The 19,745-nt window shown below is 41.9% G+C and carries 24 protein-coding genes; 17 read left to right on the top strand and 7 right to left on the bottom strand.

Annotated elements, in window-relative coordinates; genetic code table 11:
- Positions 1-180: 180 nt before the first annotated feature.
- The 11 genes from DJ568_RS04115 to DJ568_RS17515 all read left to right on the top strand — a co-directional run bounded on the left by DJ568_RS04115 (position 181) and on the right by DJ568_RS17515 (position 10,669).
- Complete coding sequence (locus DJ568_RS04115) at positions 181-816, top strand: peroxiredoxin (RefSeq protein ID WP_114003982.1); 636 nt, start codon at positions 181-183, stop codon at positions 814-816.
- A 134-nt stretch (positions 817-950) separates the two neighbouring features.
- The gene (locus DJ568_RS04110; protein WP_114003981.1) at positions 951-1,148 is read left to right on the top strand and encodes a cold-shock protein; all 198 of its coding nucleotides are present in this window, start codon (positions 951-953) and stop codon (positions 1,146-1,148) included.
- 106 nt (positions 1,149-1,254) lie between these two features.
- Positions 1,255-2,508, top strand: coding sequence for an MFS transporter (locus DJ568_RS04105; protein WP_114003980.1), 1,254 nt, complete (start codon positions 1,255-1,257; stop codon positions 2,506-2,508).
- A gap of 127 nt (positions 2,509-2,635) precedes the next feature.
- Complete coding sequence (gene hemF / locus DJ568_RS04100; protein WP_114003979.1) at positions 2,636-3,550, top strand: oxygen-dependent coproporphyrinogen oxidase; 915 nt, start codon at positions 2,636-2,638, stop codon at positions 3,548-3,550.
- Complete coding sequence (locus tag DJ568_RS04095; protein ID WP_114003978.1) at positions 3,550-3,942, top strand: hypothetical protein; 393 nt, start codon at positions 3,550-3,552, stop codon at positions 3,940-3,942. Before hemF ends, DJ568_RS04095 begins: the two co-directional genes overlap by 1 nt.
- 175 nt (positions 3,943-4,117) lie before the next feature.
- The gene (gene gyrA, locus DJ568_RS04090; RefSeq protein WP_114003977.1) at positions 4,118-6,724 is read left to right on the top strand and encodes a DNA gyrase subunit A; all 2,607 of its coding nucleotides are present in this window, start codon (positions 4,118-4,120) and stop codon (positions 6,722-6,724) included.
- Positions 6,725-6,770: 46 nt separating this feature from the next.
- Entirely contained in the window at positions 6,771-7,853 is a 1,083-nt protein-coding gene (locus DJ568_RS04085; RefSeq protein WP_158534869.1) for a tetratricopeptide repeat protein, read from the top strand.
- A 3-nt stretch (positions 7,854-7,856) separates the two neighbouring features.
- Positions 7,857-9,143, top strand: a complete 1,287-nt coding sequence (locus DJ568_RS04080) for a tetratricopeptide repeat protein (protein ID WP_114003975.1) — start codon at positions 7,857-7,859, stop codon at positions 9,141-9,143.
- A 540-nt stretch (positions 9,144-9,683) separates the two neighbouring features.
- A complete protein-coding gene (locus DJ568_RS17360; protein ID WP_199560858.1) occupies positions 9,684-10,028 on the top strand; it encodes an amidohydrolase family protein in 345 nt (114 codons plus the stop codon).
- Between the two features lie 39 nt (positions 10,029-10,067).
- Positions 10,068-10,466, top strand: coding sequence for an amidohydrolase family protein (locus DJ568_RS17355; protein WP_199560854.1), 399 nt, complete (start codon positions 10,068-10,070; stop codon positions 10,464-10,466).
- Between the two features lie 35 nt (positions 10,467-10,501).
- Entirely contained in the window at positions 10,502-10,669 is a 168-nt protein-coding gene (locus DJ568_RS17515; RefSeq protein ID WP_262510662.1) for an amidohydrolase family protein, read from the top strand.
- A 242-nt stretch (positions 10,670-10,911) separates the two neighbouring features.
- Here the strand turns inward: DJ568_RS17515 and DJ568_RS04070 are convergent, their stop codons facing one another.
- The gene (locus tag DJ568_RS04070; RefSeq protein WP_114003974.1) at positions 10,912-11,124 is read right to left on the bottom strand and encodes a hypothetical protein; all 213 of its coding nucleotides are present in this window, start codon (positions 11,122-11,124) and stop codon (positions 10,912-10,914) included.
- Positions 11,125-11,298: 174 nt separating this feature from the next.
- On the opposite strand from DJ568_RS04070, the gene DJ568_RS04065 reads away from it, so the two are divergent.
- From DJ568_RS04065 to DJ568_RS04050, 4 genes are read left to right on the top strand one after another with little or no spacing between them, the layout of a single operon-like run.
- Complete coding sequence (locus DJ568_RS04065) at positions 11,299-11,793, top strand: DUF4442 domain-containing protein (RefSeq protein WP_114003973.1); 495 nt, start codon at positions 11,299-11,301, stop codon at positions 11,791-11,793.
- On the top strand, positions 11,774-12,235 hold the full coding sequence (locus tag DJ568_RS04060) for a GNAT family N-acetyltransferase (protein WP_114003972.1): 462 nt from the start codon (positions 11,774-11,776) through the stop codon (positions 12,233-12,235). The genes DJ568_RS04065 and DJ568_RS04060 overlap by 20 nt, the downstream gene beginning before the upstream one ends.
- Positions 12,235-12,858: an AlbA family DNA-binding domain-containing protein gene (locus DJ568_RS04055; RefSeq protein ID WP_114003971.1), complete on the top strand. Its 624-nt coding sequence runs from the start codon at positions 12,235-12,237 to the stop codon at positions 12,856-12,858. Before DJ568_RS04060 ends, DJ568_RS04055 begins: the two co-directional genes overlap by 1 nt.
- A 46-nt stretch (positions 12,859-12,904) precedes the next feature.
- A complete protein-coding gene (locus DJ568_RS04050) occupies positions 12,905-14,263 on the top strand; it encodes an MATE family efflux transporter (RefSeq protein ID WP_114003970.1) in 1,359 nt (452 codons plus the stop codon).
- A 3-nt stretch (positions 14,264-14,266) separates the two neighbouring features.
- Here the strand turns inward: DJ568_RS04050 and DJ568_RS04045 are convergent, their stop codons facing one another.
- The 5 genes from DJ568_RS04045 to DJ568_RS04025 all read right to left on the bottom strand — a co-directional run bounded on the left by DJ568_RS04045 (position 14,267) and on the right by DJ568_RS04025 (position 17,928).
- Positions 14,267-15,169: a histone deacetylase family protein gene (locus DJ568_RS04045; RefSeq protein ID WP_114003969.1), complete on the bottom strand. Its 903-nt coding sequence runs from the start codon at positions 15,167-15,169 to the stop codon at positions 14,267-14,269.
- Complete coding sequence (locus DJ568_RS04040; RefSeq protein ID WP_114003968.1) at positions 15,169-16,026, bottom strand: bestrophin family protein; 858 nt, start codon at positions 16,024-16,026, stop codon at positions 15,169-15,171. Before DJ568_RS04040 ends, DJ568_RS04045 begins: the two co-directional genes overlap by 1 nt.
- A gap of 179 nt (positions 16,027-16,205) precedes the next feature.
- Entirely contained in the window at positions 16,206-16,808 is a 603-nt protein-coding gene (locus tag DJ568_RS04035; protein ID WP_114003967.1) for a DNA-3-methyladenine glycosylase, read from the bottom strand.
- Positions 16,808-17,452, bottom strand: coding sequence for an alpha/beta fold hydrolase (locus tag DJ568_RS04030; protein WP_114003966.1), 645 nt, complete (start codon positions 17,450-17,452; stop codon positions 16,808-16,810). The genes DJ568_RS04035 and DJ568_RS04030 overlap by 1 nt, the downstream gene beginning before the upstream one ends.
- Entirely contained in the window at positions 17,449-17,928 is a 480-nt protein-coding gene (locus DJ568_RS04025) for a GAF domain-containing protein (RefSeq protein WP_114003965.1), read from the bottom strand. The genes DJ568_RS04030 and DJ568_RS04025 overlap by 4 nt, the downstream gene beginning before the upstream one ends.
- 72 nt (positions 17,929-18,000) lie before the next feature.
- Between DJ568_RS04025 and DJ568_RS04020 the strand changes: the two genes are divergently transcribed.
- Positions 18,001-18,705 (top strand): DUF3291 domain-containing protein, encoded by a 705-nt coding sequence (locus DJ568_RS04020; protein ID WP_114003964.1) that lies wholly within the window; start codon positions 18,001-18,003, stop codon positions 18,703-18,705.
- Positions 18,702-18,950: a hypothetical protein gene (locus tag DJ568_RS04015; RefSeq protein ID WP_114003963.1), complete on the top strand. Its 249-nt coding sequence runs from the start codon at positions 18,702-18,704 to the stop codon at positions 18,948-18,950. The genes DJ568_RS04020 and DJ568_RS04015 overlap by 4 nt, the downstream gene beginning before the upstream one ends.
- Positions 18,951-19,032: 82 nt before the next feature.
- On the opposite strand, the gene DJ568_RS04010 is transcribed toward DJ568_RS04015, so the two are convergent.
- Entirely contained in the window at positions 19,033-19,722 is a 690-nt protein-coding gene (locus tag DJ568_RS04010) for an SIR2 family NAD-dependent protein deacylase (protein WP_114003962.1), read from the bottom strand.
- Between the last annotated feature and the right edge of the window lie 23 nt (positions 19,723-19,745).

Below are 19,745 nucleotides of genomic sequence, written 5' to 3'. Positions count from 1 at the left end.
CCGACGACATTCCAACCAGCTTATCCCGATATCTAATGCCTACCAACTGGCCACATTGTCACTTAAACATCAACAAATAAATCTCTACCAAAATAATCGTCTTTTGCTTGTGGTTTTTTAAAACAAACCTTTTAACTTAGCCTTTATACTACGATTAATAACATTTTAAATCACACTATCATGAGTTTACGATTAGGCGATAAAGCGCCAAATTTCAAAGCACAAACATCAGAAGGCGAGATAGACTTCTACGAATATTTAGGTGATAGCTGGGCTGTGCTTTTCTCGCATCCGGCTGACTATACACCGGTTTGTACTACCGAACTGGGCCGTACGGCGTCGTTAAAAGACGAGTTTGAAAAGCGTAATGTAAAAGTATTGGCGCTGAGTGTAGACAATGTTGAGTCGCACAAAGGTTGGATTAAGGATATAAACGAAACACAGGATGTTGAGGTTAATTTCCCGATTATAGCCGATGAAAACCGCGAGATTGCTGAGGCATACGATATGATACACCCTAACGCGTCACTAACTGCCACAGTACGGTCGCTATTTATCATAGCACCCGACAAAACTATTAAACTCATCATAACTTACCCGGCATCAACAGGCAGAAACTTTCAGGAAATATTGCGGGTGATAGATTCGCTGCAGTTAACGGCTAACTACAGTGTGGCCACACCTGCCGACTGGAAAGACGGGGAGGACGTGGTAGTAGTGCCTGCTATTAAGACGGAAGACATTGCGGCAAAATTTCCAAAGGGTCATACTATCATAAAACCATATTTAAGAACGACGCCGCAGCCTAATAAATAATTTTCTTTGGATTAATTATTTATTTATATTTGAACAGATACTTTTGCATATTCCGCTCTGATTATCAATCGTTTTATAATTCAGTTTGGTATTAGTAATTAATCTTAACACAAATATTTAATACGGTAATTTTTATGAAAACTGGAAAAGTAAAATGGTTTAATACACAGAAAGGGTACGGCTTCATCGTAACTGAAGAAGGTAAGGACCTATTTGTGCACTTTAAAGATGTAGAAGGCGGCGTTAATGCTATTAAAGATAATGATAGCGTTGAATATGATGTTGAAGAAGGAAGAAAAGGCTTACAGGCTGTAAAAGTTAAAAAGGTTTAACATTTATAACCCCCATCTTATAAAGAGACCCTTGCTAAATTTGCAGGGGTTTTTTTATACAAAAAATTATATGTTTGCAACCGAAAAACTCTTATCCCATTTTTAAATGACTGAAGTTTCTGAAGCGAAATCATCGCGCAAAGCTATTATCCTGGTGCTGGTAGCCGCCTTAGGGTATTTTGTAGATTTATATGACCTTATAATTTTTGCCATAGTACGTACAGACAGCTTAAAAGCTATTGGCGTCGCGGCTGAAAACATCAGGGAAGAGGGTGTTTTTATTATGGATATGCAAATGGGCGGCCTCCTTTTAGGTGGTATATTGTGGGGTATTATCGGAGATAAATTCGGGCGCATTAAGGTATTATTTGGCTCGATAATTTTATACTCGCTTGCCAATATAGCTAACGCCTTTGTGCAGGATGTAACAACCTATGGCGTAGTACGCTTTATTGCCGGCATTGGCCTGGCGGGTGAGCTTGGCGCGGGAGTAACCCTTGTCACTGAAACACTAAGCAAAAAAAACCGTGGCTGGGGTACTACCATTGTAGCTACCATAGGCCTGTTTGGCGCTGTTGTAGCTGCGCTGGTGGGCCAAGAGAACTGGCGCCATGCTTACCTTACCGGTGGCGGCCTGGGTATTGTATTGCTTTTATTAAGAATAGGCACTTTTGAATCTGGAATGTTTAAAAACATTGCCGGTAAAAATGTATCAAAAGGAAATATGCTGATGCTATTTAACGACTGGGGACGTTTTAAAAAATACATTTGCTGCATTTTAATTGGTTCGCCTTTGTGGTTTGTAGTAGGCATATTGGTTACTCAGGCACCGGAGTTTGGAAAAGAGCTTGGCGCCACCGAGGTGTTGGTTGCCGGTACCGGAGTTATGTTTACCTATATTGGGATATCTATCGGCGATATTTTTGCGGGCCTGTTATCACAATTAACCCGTTCCAGGAAACTGGCTATGCTCATATTCCAGTTACTATCCGTTGTTACGGTAGTAATTTACTTAACCAGTAAAGGTATCACACCTGATAAATTTAAATGGGTATGCCTTGCTATGGGCTTTTGCGTAGGATACTGGGCAACGTTTATTACTATAGCTGCCGAGCAGTTTGGCACCAACATACGCTCTACAGTAGCCACAACTGTACCAAACTTTATCAGGGGAGCGCTCATCCCTATAAACTTTGCTTTTGATGCATTTGTAAGTAACTATGGTATGGTAACAAGCGGGCTTATCATGATGTTTATACTTACCGGTATAGCTTTATTTGCCCTTAGTCAGTTAAAAGAAAGCTTCAGCAAAGATTTAGATTATGTCGAAGAAGACGCCGAAGCCGGCGTATTGGCTTAACCTGGGTGTAGGGCTTGTTATGTTTACCACGTTAGTAATTGTGTTTGCCAGTGACAGTATCGGATACCAAACCAATCATAATTTAACTCAATCAACATAATCAACCAATTCATTAACTTTACACCCGATGATCAGCAAAGAACAGGTAGCGGCAGATTACCGGGAAATACAAAACGAGATATGTTTGGCACTTGAAGCTGCCGATGGCAAAAGCAGTTTTGAGCAAGAGGTATGGGAGCGCGACGGCGGCGGGGGAGGCTTAACCCGCGTTATACAAGATGGTAATATATTAGAGAAAGGCGGTGTGAATTTTTCTGCCGTCTACGGTCAGCTTCCCGATAGCGTAAAGCGTGCTTTAAAGGTTGAGGAAGATGAATTTTTTGCCACAGGAGTATCTATCGTTATGCACCCTAACAATCCATGGGTGCCAATTATTCATATGAATATCCGTTATTTTGAAATGCCGTCGGCTATGCCGGGGGGCAAATCGGTACGGTGGTTCGGGGGCGGCATTGATCTTACGCCGCATTATGTGATTGAGGATGATGCCAGGTTTTTTCATAATCATCTAAAAACGGTTTGCGACGCCTTTAATAACGACTTTTACGAGAGGTTTAAAAAATGGGCGGATGATTATTTTTTTATAAAACACCGTAATGAAACCCGGGGGATAGGGGGCATTTTTTACGACCGGCTTACTGCTACTGATGAACTAACGTGGGAAACCATATTTGAATTTTCCAAAGCATTAGGACGATCATTTATTCCTATTTATACAGAAATGATAGCGCGTAACCGTAATAAAATATTTACCAAAGAAAATCAGTTATGGCAATACCAACGCCGCAGCCGTTACGTTGAATTTAACCTGGTTTATGATGCCGGAACAAAGTTCGGTTTAGAAACGAACGGTCGTATCGAATCTATATTGATGAGTTTGCCGCCTACCGCTAAATGGTTGTACAATTATGCACCGTTGGCAGGGAGCCCTGAAGAGGAGACATTATCATATTTAAAAAAAGGGATTGATTGGGTTAAGTAATGAAAAATATAATAGTTTGCATATTGATTGTGATGCTGTTTGCATCGTTTAACACCTCAGACTTTAAAGGCGTTTGGGAATATTGTGGCGGTACAAGCAACGGTAAGGTAACGCCAAAGCCTACTGCATATACTTTGCATCGCCACTATACAAAAAATAACTACGAGGCATTTGTTATTGAAGCAGGTGAAAAGCCTTTTAAATACGAAGCCGGCGATTACACCCTCAAAGCTGATACGTGCCTGGAAATTCAGTCCTTCAGCAGCCAGGCTTCGCAAACTCTTGGCATTCCCATAAAGTATACCTACAGTATTTCTCGAGATACACTCACTTTTAAGGGCACTCTGCCTAACGGGAACAAGGTTGAGGAGCGCTGGAAAAAAATAAAATAGTAACCAAATCACCCTCCGTTCGACACTATTTTTCCACACTGCGATTTTACTAACATTTGGGCCACATTGTTACTAACATTCGCACTTTAAAACCATATAAATTTTTAACTTCGCAAGTCGCTTAAATAGCACTTTAGCGCAATTTAAAATAACCTGACGATCTACATAGAAACAAATGGCTGACGAAATAAACAACGACAACCCGCACAAAGAAGACCGGATAATTTCGATAAATATTGATGAAGAAATGCGATCAGCATACATTGATTATTCAATGTCTGTAATCGTATCAAGGGCATTGCCCGATGTTCGCGATGGTTTAAAACCCGTACACAGACGTGTGCTTTACGGCATGCTTGACTTGGGTCTTAACAATAATAAACCCTACAAAAAATCTGCCCGTATTGTGGGTGAGGTACTTGGTAAATATCACCCACATGGCGATACATCAGTTTATGACGCCATGGTACGTATGGCGCAGGAGTGGAGCTTACGCTATCCTTTTGTGGAAGGGCAGGGCAACTATGGTTCGATAGACGGAGACCAACCGGCGGCCATGCGTTATACCGAGGCCCGGCTTGAAAAGATAGCCGAAGAGATGCTGGCTGACATTAATAAAGACACGATAGACTACCAGCTTAACTTTGACGACTCGCTGGAAGAGCCAACAGTATTACCGTCAAAAATACCTAACCTTTTGGTTAATGGTGCATCAGGTATTGCTGTGGGTATGGCTACAAATATGCCACCGCATAACTTAACCGAAGTGGTTAATGCCACCCTGGCTTATATTGATAACCGCGAGATTGAGGTTGCAGAATTGATGCAGCATATAAAAGGGCCCGATTTCCCGACAGGTGGTATTATCTATGGTTACGATGGTGCAAAATCAGCTTTCGAAACCGGCCGTGGTCGGATTGTGTTGCGGGCGAGGGCAGAAATTGAAGTGTATAATAATGACCGGGAACGCATCATTGTATCTGAAATACCTTACCAGGTGAATAAGGCTGTAATGATAGAGCGTACCGCCGAACTGGTTAACGAAAAGAAACTCGAGGGCATATCTGCCATACGGGACGAATCAAACCGGGAAGGCATACGTGTTGTGTATGAAATTAAGCGCGATGCAAACGCCTCTATCGTTTTGAATAACCTGTATAAATATACGTCATTACAAACCTCTTTCAGCGTAAATAACATTGCATTGGTGCATGGCAGGCCCATGCTGCTTAACCTTAAGGACCTTATACACCACTTTGTTGAACACAGGCATGAAGTAGTTATACGCCGTACTAAATATGAACTTGCTGAAGCTGAAAAGCGTGCGCATATATTAGAGGGTTTACTGATAGCACTTGACCATTTAGATGAAGTTATCAAACTGATACGCGCTTCAGGTACGCCTGATGAAGCCCGCGAAGGCTTGATGAGCCAGTTTGGCTTAAGCGACATACAGGCCCGTGCTATATTGGATATGACGCTGCGCCGCCTTACCGGTCTGGAACGCGATAAAATTAAGGATGAATATGCCGCCTTAATGAAGCAGATAGAATATTTGAAATCTGTTTTGGCAGATGAAGGCCTCCGTATGCAGATCATCAAAGATGAACTGGCGGAGATACTGGACAAATATGGCGATGAACGTAAAACCGAGATGGTACATTCATCGGCCGAAATGCAAACTGAGGATTTTATTGAGGATGAGGATGTAGTAATTACTATATCACACGAAGGCTACATAAAACGTACTGCGTTAACCGAATACCGCCGGCAGGCACGTGGTGGTAAAGGTGCAATAGGAAGCAATAGCCGTGACGAGGATTTTATTGAGCATTTGCTGATAGCTTCTAATCATAACTACATGCTGTTCTTTACCGAGGCAGGGCGTTGTTTCTGGTTAAGGGTGTTTGAAATACCTGAAGGTACCCGCACATCTAAAGGACGCGCCATTCAAAACATCATTAATATCCCTAAAGAGGAAAAGATTAAAGCCTACATTAAGCTCAGAACGCTTAAGGATCAGGAATATCTTGAAAATAACTTTATAATTATGTGTACCCGCAAAGGTACCATTAAAAAAACCTCGCTCGAAGCGTATTCACGCCCGCGTGCAAACGGTATAAATGCTATCAACATTAATGAGGGCGACTCTTTACTTGAGGCAAACCTTACTACAGGCAGCAGCGAAATTGTAATGGCCCTTAAGTCAGGCAGGGCTATACGTTTCAACGAGTCGACAGTGCGGCCTATGGGACGTACCGCTACAGGCGTCCGTGGTATAAGCCTGGCAGATAATAAGGATGAAGTGGTGGGTATGATCAGTATAGACAGCCCTGAAACAACCGTACTGGTAGTTTCAGAAAAAGGCTACGGCAAACGTACAGATATTGATGATTATCGGGTTACCAACCGTGGCGGTAAAGGTGTAAAAACTTTAAACATCACGGATAAAACAGGCAATTTAGTAGCCATAAAAGGCGTTACTGACCAGGAAGACCTTATGATCATCAACCGCTCGGGCGTAATTATACGCATGGCAGTTGCCGAATTAAGAGTAATGGGCCGTGCCACACAGGGCGTTCGTTTAATAACTTTAAAAGGTAACGACGAAATAGCCTCTGTAGCGAAGATAGAACATGACCCTGAGGAAGATAATGAAACAGGAGACACTGAAGTGGTAACGCAGGACGGCGACAATGCTGGCGCGGCAGAAGATGCTGCAAACAAAGCAGGAGAGGAGCCGGCTACTGATGCACCTGCCCCTGAAAGCGATAACGAATAATGATTGAATGCAGTGCCGTAAAATAACAATATCGGTTTTTGCCCTTTTGTTCACTACTACTTTTGCCGTAGCACAGTCAGAGGCGTTAAAAGTAGTAGTGAACAGCCTTGGGTTTTACAAGCAAACCAATGATATAAATTATTTGGCCCGGGCTAAAAAATCTATTGATAGCCTCATCGTATCGCGAAAGGACTCAAACAACATTGAGAAAAACATATACAAAGGACTTGTATATGCTACTATACTACAGGTGGACTCTACAAATAAGTTGAATCAACCTGCAAACTTTTTTGCAACAACCAGCAACTTTGTTGACTGGCTGGCTACTCACCGGCGAGCAAGGCAATACCCCGATGAGCTCGATTTCATAAAGCAATGCATTGCCAATGCCTGCATAAAAAAAGGCTTTGAGTACATGAATATTTCGGATTTTGTGAATGCTGAGCAGTACTTTAGGAAAGCGCGGCATTACGCACCGAGTTTCAAACCCCTTAACGCTTACATTGCCTATTCAAACAGTAAGCTGGGTAACTTGCAGGATGCAGCAAAGTTTTATAACGACCTGGTACTTACAGATAGTACGGGGGCCGAGATTATACAAACGGCTGTATCCATAAACATGGCCATAGGGGATACCGTAAAAGCTCTGGATATATTAAAAAAAGGACGCAGGCTATTGCCCGATGACAAGTACCTTGTATTGGATGAGGCCAACATCTATAACAACAAAAAAGACTATAAAGCGTTAGAACCATTATTGCCGGTAATTTTGGAGTATAATAAAAACAATGCCGATATTGTATTTGTTGCTGCAAATTGTTACGATCAGTTAAACCGCTATGACAAGGCGGAAGATTTGTATCTGCAAGCGGTTGAACTGAACAGCTCGGCGTTTGACCCAGCTTTTAACCTGGGCATACTTTACTATAAAAAAAGCGCCTTTGAAGGGGGCGAGGACGATAATTTAAAAAATATTTATTACGCGTCAAAATGGCTTGAAAAAGCGAATGAGATATCACCGAATGACATAAAGTGCCTGCAGATGTTAAAACAGCTTTATACGCAAACAGGTAATGTTAAACAGTTAAATAAAATAGATACCAAATTAAATCAGTTAACCGACAAATAACTTATGAAAATTAAATTTTTGATGGCAGGATTGCTGGCGTTCGCTTCAGCCACTGTATTTGCCCAAAAGGGAGAGCTAAAAACCGCTAAAGAGGAATATGATAAGTACGAGAGTTTAAGACAAACTGCCGGCATGCAAACCCTGGCTGGCGGAAGCCTCACAAACGCCAAGACTGCAATTGATAAAGCTGCAGCTCATGAAAAAACAGCTACACTGCCGCAAACGTATGCTGTAAAAGCTGCTGTTTATGGCGCATTGGCCGCGCAAGACAGCGTTGAGGCAACTGCGATGCCCTTGTTAACTGCTGCCGAAGAGGCCTTAAAAAAAGCAAAAGAACTTGATACAAAAGGCGACAATAAACCCGAGATAGAGAATGCCGGTAGATATATTGCCCAATTTAACCTGAACTCGGGGGTTAAACAATACCAGGGTGGCAAGTACGATGTGGCATATAACTATTTTGATAAGTATCGCCAGATATTGCCTGAAGATACAAATGCAATTTATTACACCGGCCTTTCTGCAGCCAACGCTTCATCTACAGACCCTAAATATTTCGCGCTGGCTATACCACACTACACAAAGTTGCTCACTACCAAGTATTCAAAAAATGATGATATCTATTATGAGTTATCTACGCTACATTTGATGAATAAAGATACCGCAAGCGCGTTAAAAACAGTTGCAGAAGGTATTGCCAAATTCCCGACGAAGTCAAACCTGAGGTCGAGAGAAATTGAAATCAACCTAATACAGGGTAAAGAGGCCGAGGCAATTACCAAAATTGAATCGGCTATAGCTAACGACCCGAAAAATAAGGCATTATATTATTATGCAGGTATTACTTATGCAAAAGTTGGTGATGTAGCCGGACAGCAATTAAAGAAGACTAAAGCCGGAGCTGCAAAAACGGCGTTAGCTCAAAAAAAACAGGAAAACTTTGATAAAGCGGCAACAGCTTACAAAAAAGCATTAGAGATAGATCCCAATTACGCTGATGCAGCTTTAAACCTTGGTTATGTACTTATAAATCCGGCAATTGATACTTATAATGCCGCCAATCAACTACCAACTAACCAGCAAAAAGAATATGAAGCCGGTATGGCTAAAGCCAATAAGCAATTTGATGCAGCGCTGCCATATTTACAAAAAGCTGTAGAATTAAATCCCAAATCGCCGGAGGCTTTGACGAATTTAAAAACATATTATCTGGGTAAAAAGGATGTAGCCAACGCTAACAAAACCCAAAAACAAATAGAAGCATTACAGGGCGGAAACAGTCCAAAATAATAAATAGGGCCGTGAAGTGATAAGGGGCCCTATTTAATTTTACCATTACTTAACATAATGTTAATTATGTGAATAATTATTCTGTATAGGTAAATAGGTCGCAATTTGGTATTATACTTAGTTATTTATCTTAATTAATCTCTACAAAATTTACCACCAATTTGAGGATACCTAAAGTTTGCCAGTATCGAAAGTTCCGGTTAATTTAAGTTACAGTACCATCGGCTTTAATTATATAAAAACTTGAATAGTCATATAATCACCGATTCTTGATACTTATTTGCCACTTGCTTTGGCTCTTATTTTGCTTAAACAACTATCGATGCAATATGAACAGTTTTTAACCGGCCTAATCACCGTAGAAGCACATAACTCTTTTAAAGCTAAAACACATTACTTGGCGTTTTGCTCAATAATGCCGATACAGCAGGCAACGAATTTTACCTGTGGAGTTTTGATGTTGAAACGGTACTGAGTTATTCAAAACCAATGTGTTTGGTAGACCAAGGAAATGATTAATTAAAATTATTAGTATAAATAATGAAAATAGTCACAATAGAAGAACACCTCTCCTTTCCTGAAATGTCTGCGCAGGTTCCCAGTGAAGCACTGGGTTCTTTCGGGCAATCAGAACGGATGCAAAATCTGATACCTGACTTGGCCGATATTACCGGGAAACGCCTTGAATCAATGGATGCTAATGGCATAACCATGCAAATACTGTCTGTTGATAGCTCGGGCGCTAACCTGCTGCCGCCAGACAAGGGTCCTGCGTTCGCCAGCCGTTATAACGACCTGATCTGGGAACAAATCAAATCTCATCAGCACAGGTTCAGCGCATTCGCGCATTTGCCTATGACGGCGCCGGCAGCAGCAGCAGATTAACTGGAACGCGCGGTAAGTTTATATAATTTCAGAGGCGCCATGATCAGGGGGACTACAAACGACTGTTTCCTTGACCACCCAAAGTTTGCCCCGATCCTTTCCCGGACTGAAAAGTTGGATGTGCCTATATATATTCATCCCGGCATACCACCAAAAGGAGTGATTGATATTTATTACAGCGGCCTTACAAATCATGGTGGTATGGCTGAAGCCCTTGCCTGCTATGGCTGGGGCTGGCATGCTGAAACTGCCCTGCATGTTCTACGATTGTTGTATGCCGGAATTTTCGATATATATCCCAAATTAAAGATTATTATCGGCCATATGGGAGAAATGCTGCCCATGATGATGGCAAGAGCAGAACGTGCGTTTACGCCGGGGGCCGGTGGAGCCAATCAGCGAACACTTTCTAAAACTTTCCATGAACAGCTTTTATAACTACCAGCGGCTTCTTTACACAGCCGCCGTTAAGGGTGGCGCTGGATACCTTCGGTATTGACAATGTAATGTTCTCGGTAGACTATCCTTTTAGCACCAACGAGCAGGGTTTGGCCTTTATAAAAGAAATAGCTCTTCCCGAGGAAGATATTTTAAAAATTACCTACGGTAATGCGGCCAGGCTGTTGAAACTTGATGAATAAGTATATTTGTTTATGAAGAACACTCCTATAGACCGGTGGATGAAAAAAAGCTTTGGGACTGCAGATAAAATCTTTACAAAAAGCTATTACTGTTCAATAGGTAAAGCTATTCGCAACCACTCCATATTGTTGGCATGCAGACAGTAAAGGCTTAAGTGAAACCGTAAAGTGATATATCACTGTTTACACAACAAAAAAACCCGGTCATAAACCGGGTTCTTTTTTCAGCGTTCAGCCGTCAATTAACGTACTGAATCGGTTTTTGCAGTGTCTGACATTGTGCCCGCTGTATCAGTAGTTGCCGGCGTAGTCATACTAGCAGTATCAGTCATCATTCCTGCCGAGTCCGTGGCAGTTGTGTCTGAACCGCCCGCCTTTTCTGTAGAGCTGCAGCCTGTAGCCACAGCACCGATAAGAGCTGTTGCCACCGCTAATGTTAAAAATGGATTTTTCATGAGTATCAGATTAATGTGTTTTTCAATTGTTGTTAACTAACACAACAACGCAGACTAAAGCGCATTGTTTAAAGTTTTTTTTGAAATTATTGTAGTTGTTTTTCACATTAATTTGATTTCAGTACGATATAATCATGATGTTTTATTAATCCGTTATCAGTATATTTAGGCGTTATGCTTGTTAATAAAAGCACTTTAAAATGGGTGATGCGTTTCTATCCCCCTCTCCTGTTCCAGCGTATTTGGGTGGTAAAGTTTGACCCTGGTTTCAAAGGCGTTCACGTAAGAATCAGCAAAAGTTTCCTTAACAGAAACTATAACAATTCTATTTTTGGAGGAACGATTTTTGCAGCCGCCGATCCTTTTTATCCGGTGCTTTTTCATCAAATATTTACCGCAAAAGGTTATAAGGTAGTGGCCTGGCTTAAATCATGTCAAATTCAATATATTAAACCGGCACACTCGAGGCTTGAATTTAAAATCAAGATAAATGACGATGATATAGACGAGATGGAGAGAGAACTACGTAACATTGGTAAGTTTTTAAGAACATATCCTGTGGAAATGTTTAATCAATACGGAGAACTTAAGGCTTCAGTTTTATGTGAGGTTTACATACGTGACCTGAACAAGGAAAAGCCCTATCGCAATGAAAATATTTATGAATGACAAAGCGTTCACTACGAAGGGATATTTGATATCTACTGATAAAAGATTGCTGGATACAGCAGTTATATTTCATTATCTTGCTCATGAATCATATTGGGCTAAAGGTATATCAATAGAGCGCGTAATAAAATCTATCGAAAATTCAGTTTGTTACGGCATTTATTATGAAAACGTACAAATTGGCTTTGCGCGGCTCATTACTGATAAAGCTACTTTTGCATACCTTGCTGATGTGTTTATAGTTGAGCAGCACCGTGGCAAAGGATTGTCGAAATGGCTGATACAAACCATTGTAGATGATAGTGAATATGATGGAATACGCCGTTGGGTATTGGCTACAATGGACGCTCATGGCTTATACAGGCAGTTTGGCTTTAAAGCCCTTGAAAAGCCCGATAACTGGATGAATATATTTACACCCTACAAAAGCGAAGGAAACTAATGAATATTAAAAAACTAATATTTGAGGGGGAAGGTGTAACGCTTGACTTTAAAAAAACCATTACCCGGCTGGAAAAAATTGCTCGCACAATGGTGTCTTTTGCCAATAACAAAGGCGGTAAATTATTGGTTGGTGTGGCGGATAACGGCACTATACTCGGCGTAAAATCAGAAGAAGAAGAGAAATATATGCTTACCCGGGCCGCGACATTGTATTGCCGGCCGATAATTGACCCAGTATTTGAAGAAATATATATTGATGATAAGATAGTGCTGGTAGCAGACATACCGGCCAGTACAGAAAAGCCGCATTATGCACTTGCCGAAGATGGCAAATGGTGGGTTTACATACGTGTGAAAGATAAAAGTGTATTGGCCAGTAAAATAGTCGTTGAGGTGTTAAAAAGAGCCAACAATGACGAGGGCGTATTGATAGCGTATTCTGACCATGAGAAAGCACTACTGGAATACCTGGACAAGGAAGACCGCATAACCTTAAAACAACTGAGCGACCTGTTACATGTGGGCCGCAGGCGAGCGCAACGTATTTTAGTTGATTTAATACTTTCGGGTGTATTAATTGTACACACTACCGAAAAAGAAGAATTCTACACCGCAGCGTAGCGTTTAATACTGCTACAGCGTACCTTTACTACGCAGCTGCGCCTCAATGAAACAGATATATTATAAATACCAACATCACTACCGTAACACTTTAAAACTCGCCATACCTGTAGTTATTTCGCAGGTGGGCCATGTGGCCGTACATCTATCAGACAGTATAATTGTTGGCCACTTTGCCGGTACAATTCCTTTGGCAGCAGTGTCATTAGTTAACGCTATTTTTATCGTTCCGTTACTGATAGGTGTTGGTATGGCCTATGGTTTAACGCCGCTCATATCACAGGAAAACGGCCGTAAAAATTATTATGAATGCGGCCGGTTGCTTTTTAACAGCTTAATAATAAATGTCATTACGGCTATTATTCTTTTTTTGGTAATGTATTTTGGTGCGGTGTATTTGCTTGACAATATCAGGCAATCGCCGGAGGTCGTCGAGCAGGCCAAGCCATTCTTTGTGCTTATGGGATTTTCTATCATTCCCCTGCTCATATTCAGTACTTTTAAACAGTTTGCCGAAGGATTGGGCTTTACGAAACAAGCGATGCAGGTGTCCATCTGGGGCAACGTGCTTAACATAGTGCTGGGAATAATCTTTGTAAAAGGCATGTTTGGCTTAACGCCGATGGGTATTAAAGGTGTAGGCTATAGCACGTTGATTGATCGTTGCCTGATGGCAGTTGTAATGTCATGGTATGTGTTGAATTCGCGCAATTTCAGAAAATATCTGCGTGGCTTCGCTATTAAGCAAGTTGATAGAATCCGTACCGCTAAAATTCTTAAAATAGGGATACCGGTGGCTCTTCAAGGTACGTTTGAGGTTAGCGCTTTTGGGGCTGCAAATATTCTGATAGGAACTATTAGCCCTGTGCAACAAGCGGCGCATCAGGTGGCTATAAACATGGCTGCCATAACGTTTATGGTTGCTACCGGTATCTCTGCTGCTGCGGCTATCCGGTCGGGCAACAATTTCGGCGCTAAAGAACATGTCAACCTGCGTTTTTCGGCTATTTCCAGCTACCACATCGTTTTAGCTTTTATGGCTGTTACAGCCGTTTTATTTATAATTGCCAACAAGTGGTTGCCCTGGGTAATTACCAACGATGCAGACGTTGTGGCAGTAGCTTCGCAGCTATTGCTATTAGCGGCTGTTTTTCAATTATTTGACGGGGCGCAGGTTGTAGGCCTTGGCATACTCCGGGGCATGGGCGATGTAAACATACCTACACTTATTACCTTTGTAGCTTACTGGTTAATCGGATTGCCTGTAAGCTACTTCGCCGGGATATATCTGGGTTATGGTGCCGAAGGCGTTTGGATTGGGCTTGTAATGGGGCTTGCAGCGGCAGCCATTATGCTATACTTGCGCTTCAATAAAATGAGCAGGAAACTTATTGTAACGGGTTAATCATCAACAATATATGTCGTTAGCGATGCGGTAGGTGTTACAATGCGCCTCAACAATATCTTTTATATTTGGCGAGTACCCCCCTCCCATGCTTATTTGAACAGGTATTCCCTTAAGCGCACATTGCTCAAGCACAAACCGGTCTCGGGTTTTGCAACCTTCAATCGTCATTCCTAATTTTCCCAACTTGTCGGTTTGCAATACATCTACGCCAGCCAGGTAGAATATGAAGTCGGGCTTGTGCTGATTGATTATGGCCGTTAAGGCGGATGTGAGCAAAGCCAGGTATTTTTCATTCCCCGTGTAGTCGGGTAATGCTATATCCTTATCCGATCTTTCTTTACGGAAGGGGAAATTGTTAGCGCCATGCATAGAAAATGTATAAACCCGCGGTTCATTTTCAAATATTTGTGCAGTACCATTTCCTTGGTGTACATCTAAATCAATTATTAATATACGGCTTGCTAAACTATTGTTTAATAAATAATTAGCTGCGATAGCCTGATCATTTAATAAGCAGAATCCTTCGCCCCAATGAGTGCCGGCGTGATGAGTTCCCCCGGCTACATTAAAGGCCACGCCGTGCTCAAATGCGTAATGACAACCGTCTATGGTTCCTTCTGCAATGCGTATCTCACGGTCAACTAATTGCGCAGATAAGGGGAAGCCAATGCGCCGCACTTCGCCTGGCGGCAATGTAAGGTGGCGTAAATGCTGCCAGTAATTGCTTGTGTGAGTTAGCAATATAATATACTCCGGGCATTCACCCGGTACAAACAAGTTCTCCTCTGAAATTAAACCCTCATGAAGTAATTGCCCGGGTATCAGTTCATATTTAACCATGGGGAACCGGTGTCCCTCAGGTAAAGGGTGTGCATAAAATTTATCGTATGCTATTTTAAGCATTAATAAAATATATCGCCTACGTCCTTCTTTATAGTTTCGCAGATGGTATTTATAGGTAAGTCGTTAGCATCAACGCCAAAAGGATTCTCTATTTCTTCAGAGATCAATTCAATACTGGCGAATACAAACAATATGAAGCAGATGATAGGCACTACAAAATAGCCGAGTTCAAACACCCATGCAAACGGCAGGGTGATAATATAAGTGAATATAAATTTCTTTATAAATACGCTGTATGAAAACGGTATCGGCGTCTTTTTAATACGTTCGCATGAACCGCATATATCTGAAAATATACTAATATCGTTATTTAAACTCAACAATTGCTCAGTATTCAATTGTCCTGCCCTGTTAAGTTCGTATAAACGTTTTATAATTACCGAAGCTACCTGGTTGGGCACATGTTTTTTACGGTCGACCACAAAAAAATCCTGATCTTCATGTTTATAATTATCGCGGAGGTGGTCCCTCAGCACGCGCGAAAACAGCGGGATGGCATAATTAAAGTAAGCCACGTCCGCAGGGTCGTTTACTAGATGTTTAAGTTTAATTGAAAGGTTACGACTATTGTTAACAAGGCTTCCCCACAACTTCCGCCCTTCCCACCAGCGGTCATATGCGGAGTTGATACGAAACGCAAGCAGTAACGAGAACAGGAACCCGATAGTTGTATGCACGTAGGTAATCTTGCTGATAATGTTTGTTTTTTGCAGGTGTAATACATCCATCAGTAAAAAATCTATAGCCACCGCGTAAAGTCCAACCGCTATAATAAGCGGCAGAAGTTCACGGAAGGTATCGGCCCGGTGGAACATAAAAATAAATTTGAACCACTCTTTAGGATTATAGCTTACCATAGTAATATAAAGAATTTTTTATTAGCGATTGGAACAAGCCAGGCGAGAACGGTGAAGCATTTATGCCGCCAATTGGCTTAGATAATATGTTAGTTTGCGAATGAGGCCGATGACGCATCAGGGTTAACTTGTTTTAACCGCAAATTAATGTAAAAGAAACCGAAAATCCATAGCGTTATTTATTTGTTAGGCTTGCTAACATACACATCGCCCTTCACATAAAAACGATACGGTAACATTGCATCATCACCTGCGTAGTCCACTCCAACCCTAGGGGCAGCTTTAATTTCTTCGTCAGTAAAAGAAAGTCCTCTCTCCTCTAGCCAAAGCGTATCACTTAAAAGGCTGATAGAATTTATTTTACGCGAAATACCTAAAGCTTTTGCAACAGAGCCAGGCCCCATGGTAATAGTTGGCTTTATAATGCTCATATTGCGCCGGAATTGCATAACGTCGATACCTTCCGTCGGATGTAAAGCCCGTATAAGTATGGCATGCGGCGTACCTGCTATGGAGGTTACTATGTTGAACATCTCGTGTATGCCGTAGCAAAGATATACATAAGCACGGCCACCCTCTTCAAACATTGTAATGGTACGTGGCGTGCGCCGGTTGCCAAAAGCATGCGATGCTCGGTCGACAATGCCGTTATAAGCCTCCGTTTCAACGATGTAGCCACCTGTTGTAACGCCATCTATTTTGGTAAACAGGTATTTGCCCAGTAAATCGCGGCTTAGGGCAACAACATCATTACTGAGATAGTATGAGTGGGGCAATTTCATCACTTTATAATATCCATCAACAGTTTGTTCACCTCTTTTGCTTTATCGAAAATCATTATATGAGTACCATCGTTGATTATCAGGGCATTGTTTATCTTTCTGTAATCAAAAATAAGATCTTTATTGCCGGTTATGTGGTAGGTATGCAACGGGATATCAGTGTTGTTCCAATTTAATATAGCCTTCATCGCCCATTTTGCAAATATCGGGGACGTTCTTTTCAACATGTCAGCAAACAGGGCAGCGTCCGTTGCAGACATGCTACTAAACAGGGGTTTAACCAAAAAACCTAATGAAGTAAACAGTCTCCCGGGAATTATTTTGTAGACAGGGAATCGCCGGAATAACGAAAAATACCATGGTGCTTCCGAATAGGTTTTTATGCTTGAGATAAGTATTACTTTTTTAAGCGCCACTCTTTTAGCTATTTCTACCGCTACCATACCACCCATTGAATTACCTATGACCACAGAATCGTTAGTTATATTATACTGGTCTATAATCCTTTGGGCATAACTTTGTAAAGTGTCGGTTACGGTCGGTTCTATCCAGTTAACCTGAATTACCTCGTGATCCTCCAAGTCAATATTCTTGTATATGCGGCAGTCAGCACCTAAACCTGGTATCAAAAATATACGGCTCATCTAAAATCCACCAGGGCAACTATCTCTGCTAAATATTTTGCGTCTATATCATCAAATTGATTTAGCTGCTCGCTGTCCACGTCTAACACGGCTACCACGTCGTTACCATAAATCACGGGCACTACAATTTCTGACCGGGACAAAGAGCTGCAAGCAATATGACCCGGAAATAAATCCACATCCGGCACTATCAGGGTTTGAGCCTGCTCCCATGCCGAGCCACAAACACCCTTGGCTTTACCTATACGTGTACAAGCTACAGGGCCCTGGAATGGGCCTAATACGAGTTCATCATCTTTAACAAGGTAAAATCCCACCCAAAACCAGCCGAATTGTTGTTTTAACGCCGCTGCCAGGTTAGCCATGTTCGCCACTTTATCGCTTTCTCCTGCTAACAGGGCTTTAAGCTGTGGTAAGAGGGCGATGTATTGGTTTGCCTTATTGGGTGATGTACTTATCTGCAAATCTTCAGCCATTCGCAAAAGTACGCAAGCCGCCTTTAAAAGTAAATAAGGCAAATCTCATATTTAATCTTTTATTTAGCACCCATGATCGTCAGCCTCACAATTGTGCGTTACAAAAAGGCGTATATTCCGTTTGCCTTGCTGGCTATGGCCATACACAGGTTGCCCTTGATGCTGCGCAAGGGTTGTACCTTTTGGAAACTACTAGGCACCGGGCGGAATGGAACATTCGATTTAACGCCGGACTGGCAGCAATGGGGCTTGTTAGCCGTATGGAACAGCCGGGATCACTTTGACAACTTTAACAATACGTCGTTTATAACACGCTGGTGGAGCTTATTTGAAACAGAACGCTGGACGCTTTTATGCACACCCCTGCAAAGCCATGGCAAATGGGACGGCAGAGAGCCTTTTGGCAAGCCGGCCGACAATACCTATTCCGGACCCATTGCCGTGCTCACACGGGCCACAATACGCCTCAGTAAATTAAAAAGATTCTGGTCGCATGTGGATAACGTGGCCCGATTAATGACAACCGCTCGGGGATTTATTGCATCTATAGGTATAGGGGAAGCTCCCGCATATCGGCAGGCGACGTTTTCTATCTGGGAAACAGAAGAAAAAATGAAAGCTTTTTCATATGGCAGCCCGGAACATGCCGAGGTGATAAGAAAAACACGACGCGAAAACTGGTATAGCGAAGAACTATTCGCGCGCTTTAAACCCATAGCAAGTTATGGCACACTTAATGGCGATAACCCTTTAAAAAATTTGTCAACCACATCATGAGAATAATAGCAGAACTTCCTCACCCTGATTTCAAAATATCAATCCTGAACATGAACCAAAAGTTTATTATAAAGATTGAACAGGGAAGTCTTGAGCAAAGCTACAAGATACCGGAAATGGACCTGACGGACGGCGTGAATAGTGTATTTGAATTGCTCGACGAAACATTCCTGAAAGCAGTGGGTGACCGTTTTATAATAATGCGTAAGGATTTCAAAGAGAGTTATCTTAGATATAATTATTGATTTAATTAATGATCAAAAGATACTGATTAATAGATTATTATAAACGAAACAGAATTTTATTTGGTGGCGATTTTATTTAACGTTATTCAATTTTCAATAAATTATCAACTATGCCCACCACTCCTACAGTGGCAACCTCTTCAATTTTTAAAAGGTTGTCGATATGACCTACATGCGGAATTTTCGGGTCAACAATGTATTTCAATGCCCCTAGCGGAACATAATTTATTAGTCCTGCAGCGGGATATACGGCCAACGATGATCCGATTAGAATGAACATATCCGCCGTAGAACATACACCCGCTGCTTTACTGATCAACGGAACATCTTCGCCGAACCAAACAACATTAGCGCGTAGCTGCGAGCCCAATTCGCACTTCTCTCCCATTTTTAGCTCCCACCCGTTTATAGGATAAGTTAAATTTGGATTTAAGCTGCTTTGCGCTCGTGTAATAATCCCATGGAGGTGCATCACAGTGGATGAGCCGGCGCGTTCGTGCAGGTCGTCTATATTTTGAGTGATAATGGTAACCTTATACTTCTTTTCCAACTCAACCAAAGCATAGTGTGCCGGGTTAGGTGTAGCTTCCAAAACGTTTTTGCGCCGGGCGTTGTAAAAGTCTTGTACCAGTTGTGGATTACGCTGCCATGCCTGTGGTGTGGCCACGTCTTCAATATTGTAACCTTCCCATAACCCGTCGCTGTCCCTGAAAGTTTTCAGGCCGCTTTCGGCGCTTATTCCCGCGCCGGTTAATACAACAATATGTTTCATAATGGTTTATTTGCCACAAAAAA

It is taken from the genome of Mucilaginibacter hurinus, from assembly GCF_003324525.1.
Taxonomy (GTDB): Bacteria; Bacteroidota; Bacteroidia; order Sphingobacteriales; family Sphingobacteriaceae; genus Mucilaginibacter; species Mucilaginibacter hurinus.
The sequence above is the reverse complement of the archived record's forward strand: the minus strand, read 5'-3'. Positions and strand labels throughout refer to the sequence as shown.

What these genes read in the sequence shown, in the direction of transcription:
- gyrA (WP_114003977.1), top strand. Translation starts at nt 4,118, where the DNA reads ATGGCTGACGAAATAAACAACGACAACCCGCACAAAGAAGACCGGATA.
- DJ568_RS04035 (WP_114003967.1), bottom strand. Translation starts at nt 16,808, where the DNA reads ATGAAATTGCCCCACTCATACTATCTCAGTAATGATGTTGTTGCCCTA.
- DJ568_RS04095 (WP_114003978.1), top strand. Translation starts at nt 3,550, where the DNA reads ATGAAAAATATAATAGTTTGCATATTGATTGTGATGCTGTTTGCATCG.
- DJ568_RS04050 (WP_114003970.1), top strand. Translation starts at nt 12,905, where the DNA reads ATGAAACAGATATATTATAAATACCAACATCACTACCGTAACACTTTA.
- DJ568_RS04070 (WP_114003974.1), bottom strand. Translation starts at nt 11,124, where the DNA reads ATGAAAAATCCATTTTTAACATTAGCGGTGGCAACAGCTCTTATCGGT.
- DJ568_RS04060 (WP_114003972.1), top strand. Translation starts at nt 11,774, where the DNA reads ATGAAAATATTTATGAATGACAAAGCGTTCACTACGAAGGGATATTTG.
- DJ568_RS04045 (WP_114003969.1), bottom strand. Translation starts at nt 15,169, where the DNA reads ATGCTTAAAATAGCATACGATAAATTTTATGCACACCCTTTACCTGAG.
- DJ568_RS17360 (WP_199560858.1), top strand. Translation starts at nt 9,684, where the DNA reads ATGAAAATAGTCACAATAGAAGAACACCTCTCCTTTCCTGAAATGTCT.
- DJ568_RS04080 (WP_114003975.1), top strand. Translation starts at nt 7,857, where the DNA reads ATGAAAATTAAATTTTTGATGGCAGGATTGCTGGCGTTCGCTTCAGCC.
- DJ568_RS04025 (WP_114003965.1), bottom strand. Translation starts at nt 17,928, where the DNA reads ATGGCTGAAGATTTGCAGATAAGTACATCACCCAATAAGGCAAACCAA.
- DJ568_RS04040 (WP_114003968.1), bottom strand. Translation starts at nt 16,026, where the DNA reads ATGGTAAGCTATAATCCTAAAGAGTGGTTCAAATTTATTTTTATGTTC.
- DJ568_RS04055 (WP_114003971.1), top strand. Translation starts at nt 12,235, where the DNA reads ATGAATATTAAAAAACTAATATTTGAGGGGGAAGGTGTAACGCTTGAC.
- DJ568_RS04015 (WP_114003963.1), top strand. Translation starts at nt 18,702, where the DNA reads ATGAGAATAATAGCAGAACTTCCTCACCCTGATTTCAAAATATCAATC.
- DJ568_RS04115 (WP_114003982.1), top strand. Translation starts at nt 181, where the DNA reads ATGAGTTTACGATTAGGCGATAAAGCGCCAAATTTCAAAGCACAAACA.
- hemF (WP_114003979.1), top strand. Translation starts at nt 2,636, where the DNA reads ATGATCAGCAAAGAACAGGTAGCGGCAGATTACCGGGAAATACAAAAC.
- DJ568_RS04065 (WP_114003973.1), top strand. Translation starts at nt 11,299, where the DNA reads ATGCTTGTTAATAAAAGCACTTTAAAATGGGTGATGCGTTTCTATCCC.
- DJ568_RS04020 (WP_114003964.1), top strand. Translation starts at nt 18,001, where the DNA reads ATGATCGTCAGCCTCACAATTGTGCGTTACAAAAAGGCGTATATTCCG.
- DJ568_RS04105 (WP_114003980.1), top strand. Translation starts at nt 1,255, where the DNA reads ATGACTGAAGTTTCTGAAGCGAAATCATCGCGCAAAGCTATTATCCTG.
- DJ568_RS17355 (WP_199560854.1), top strand. Translation starts at nt 10,068, where the DNA reads ATGATCAGGGGGACTACAAACGACTGTTTCCTTGACCACCCAAAGTTT.
- DJ568_RS04110 (WP_114003981.1), top strand. Translation starts at nt 951, where the DNA reads ATGAAAACTGGAAAAGTAAAATGGTTTAATACACAGAAAGGGTACGGC.
- DJ568_RS04030 (WP_114003966.1), bottom strand. Translation starts at nt 17,452, where the DNA reads ATGAGCCGTATATTTTTGATACCAGGTTTAGGTGCTGACTGCCGCATA.
- DJ568_RS04010 (WP_114003962.1), bottom strand. Translation starts at nt 19,722, where the DNA reads ATGAAACATATTGTTGTATTAACCGGCGCGGGAATAAGCGCCGAAAGC.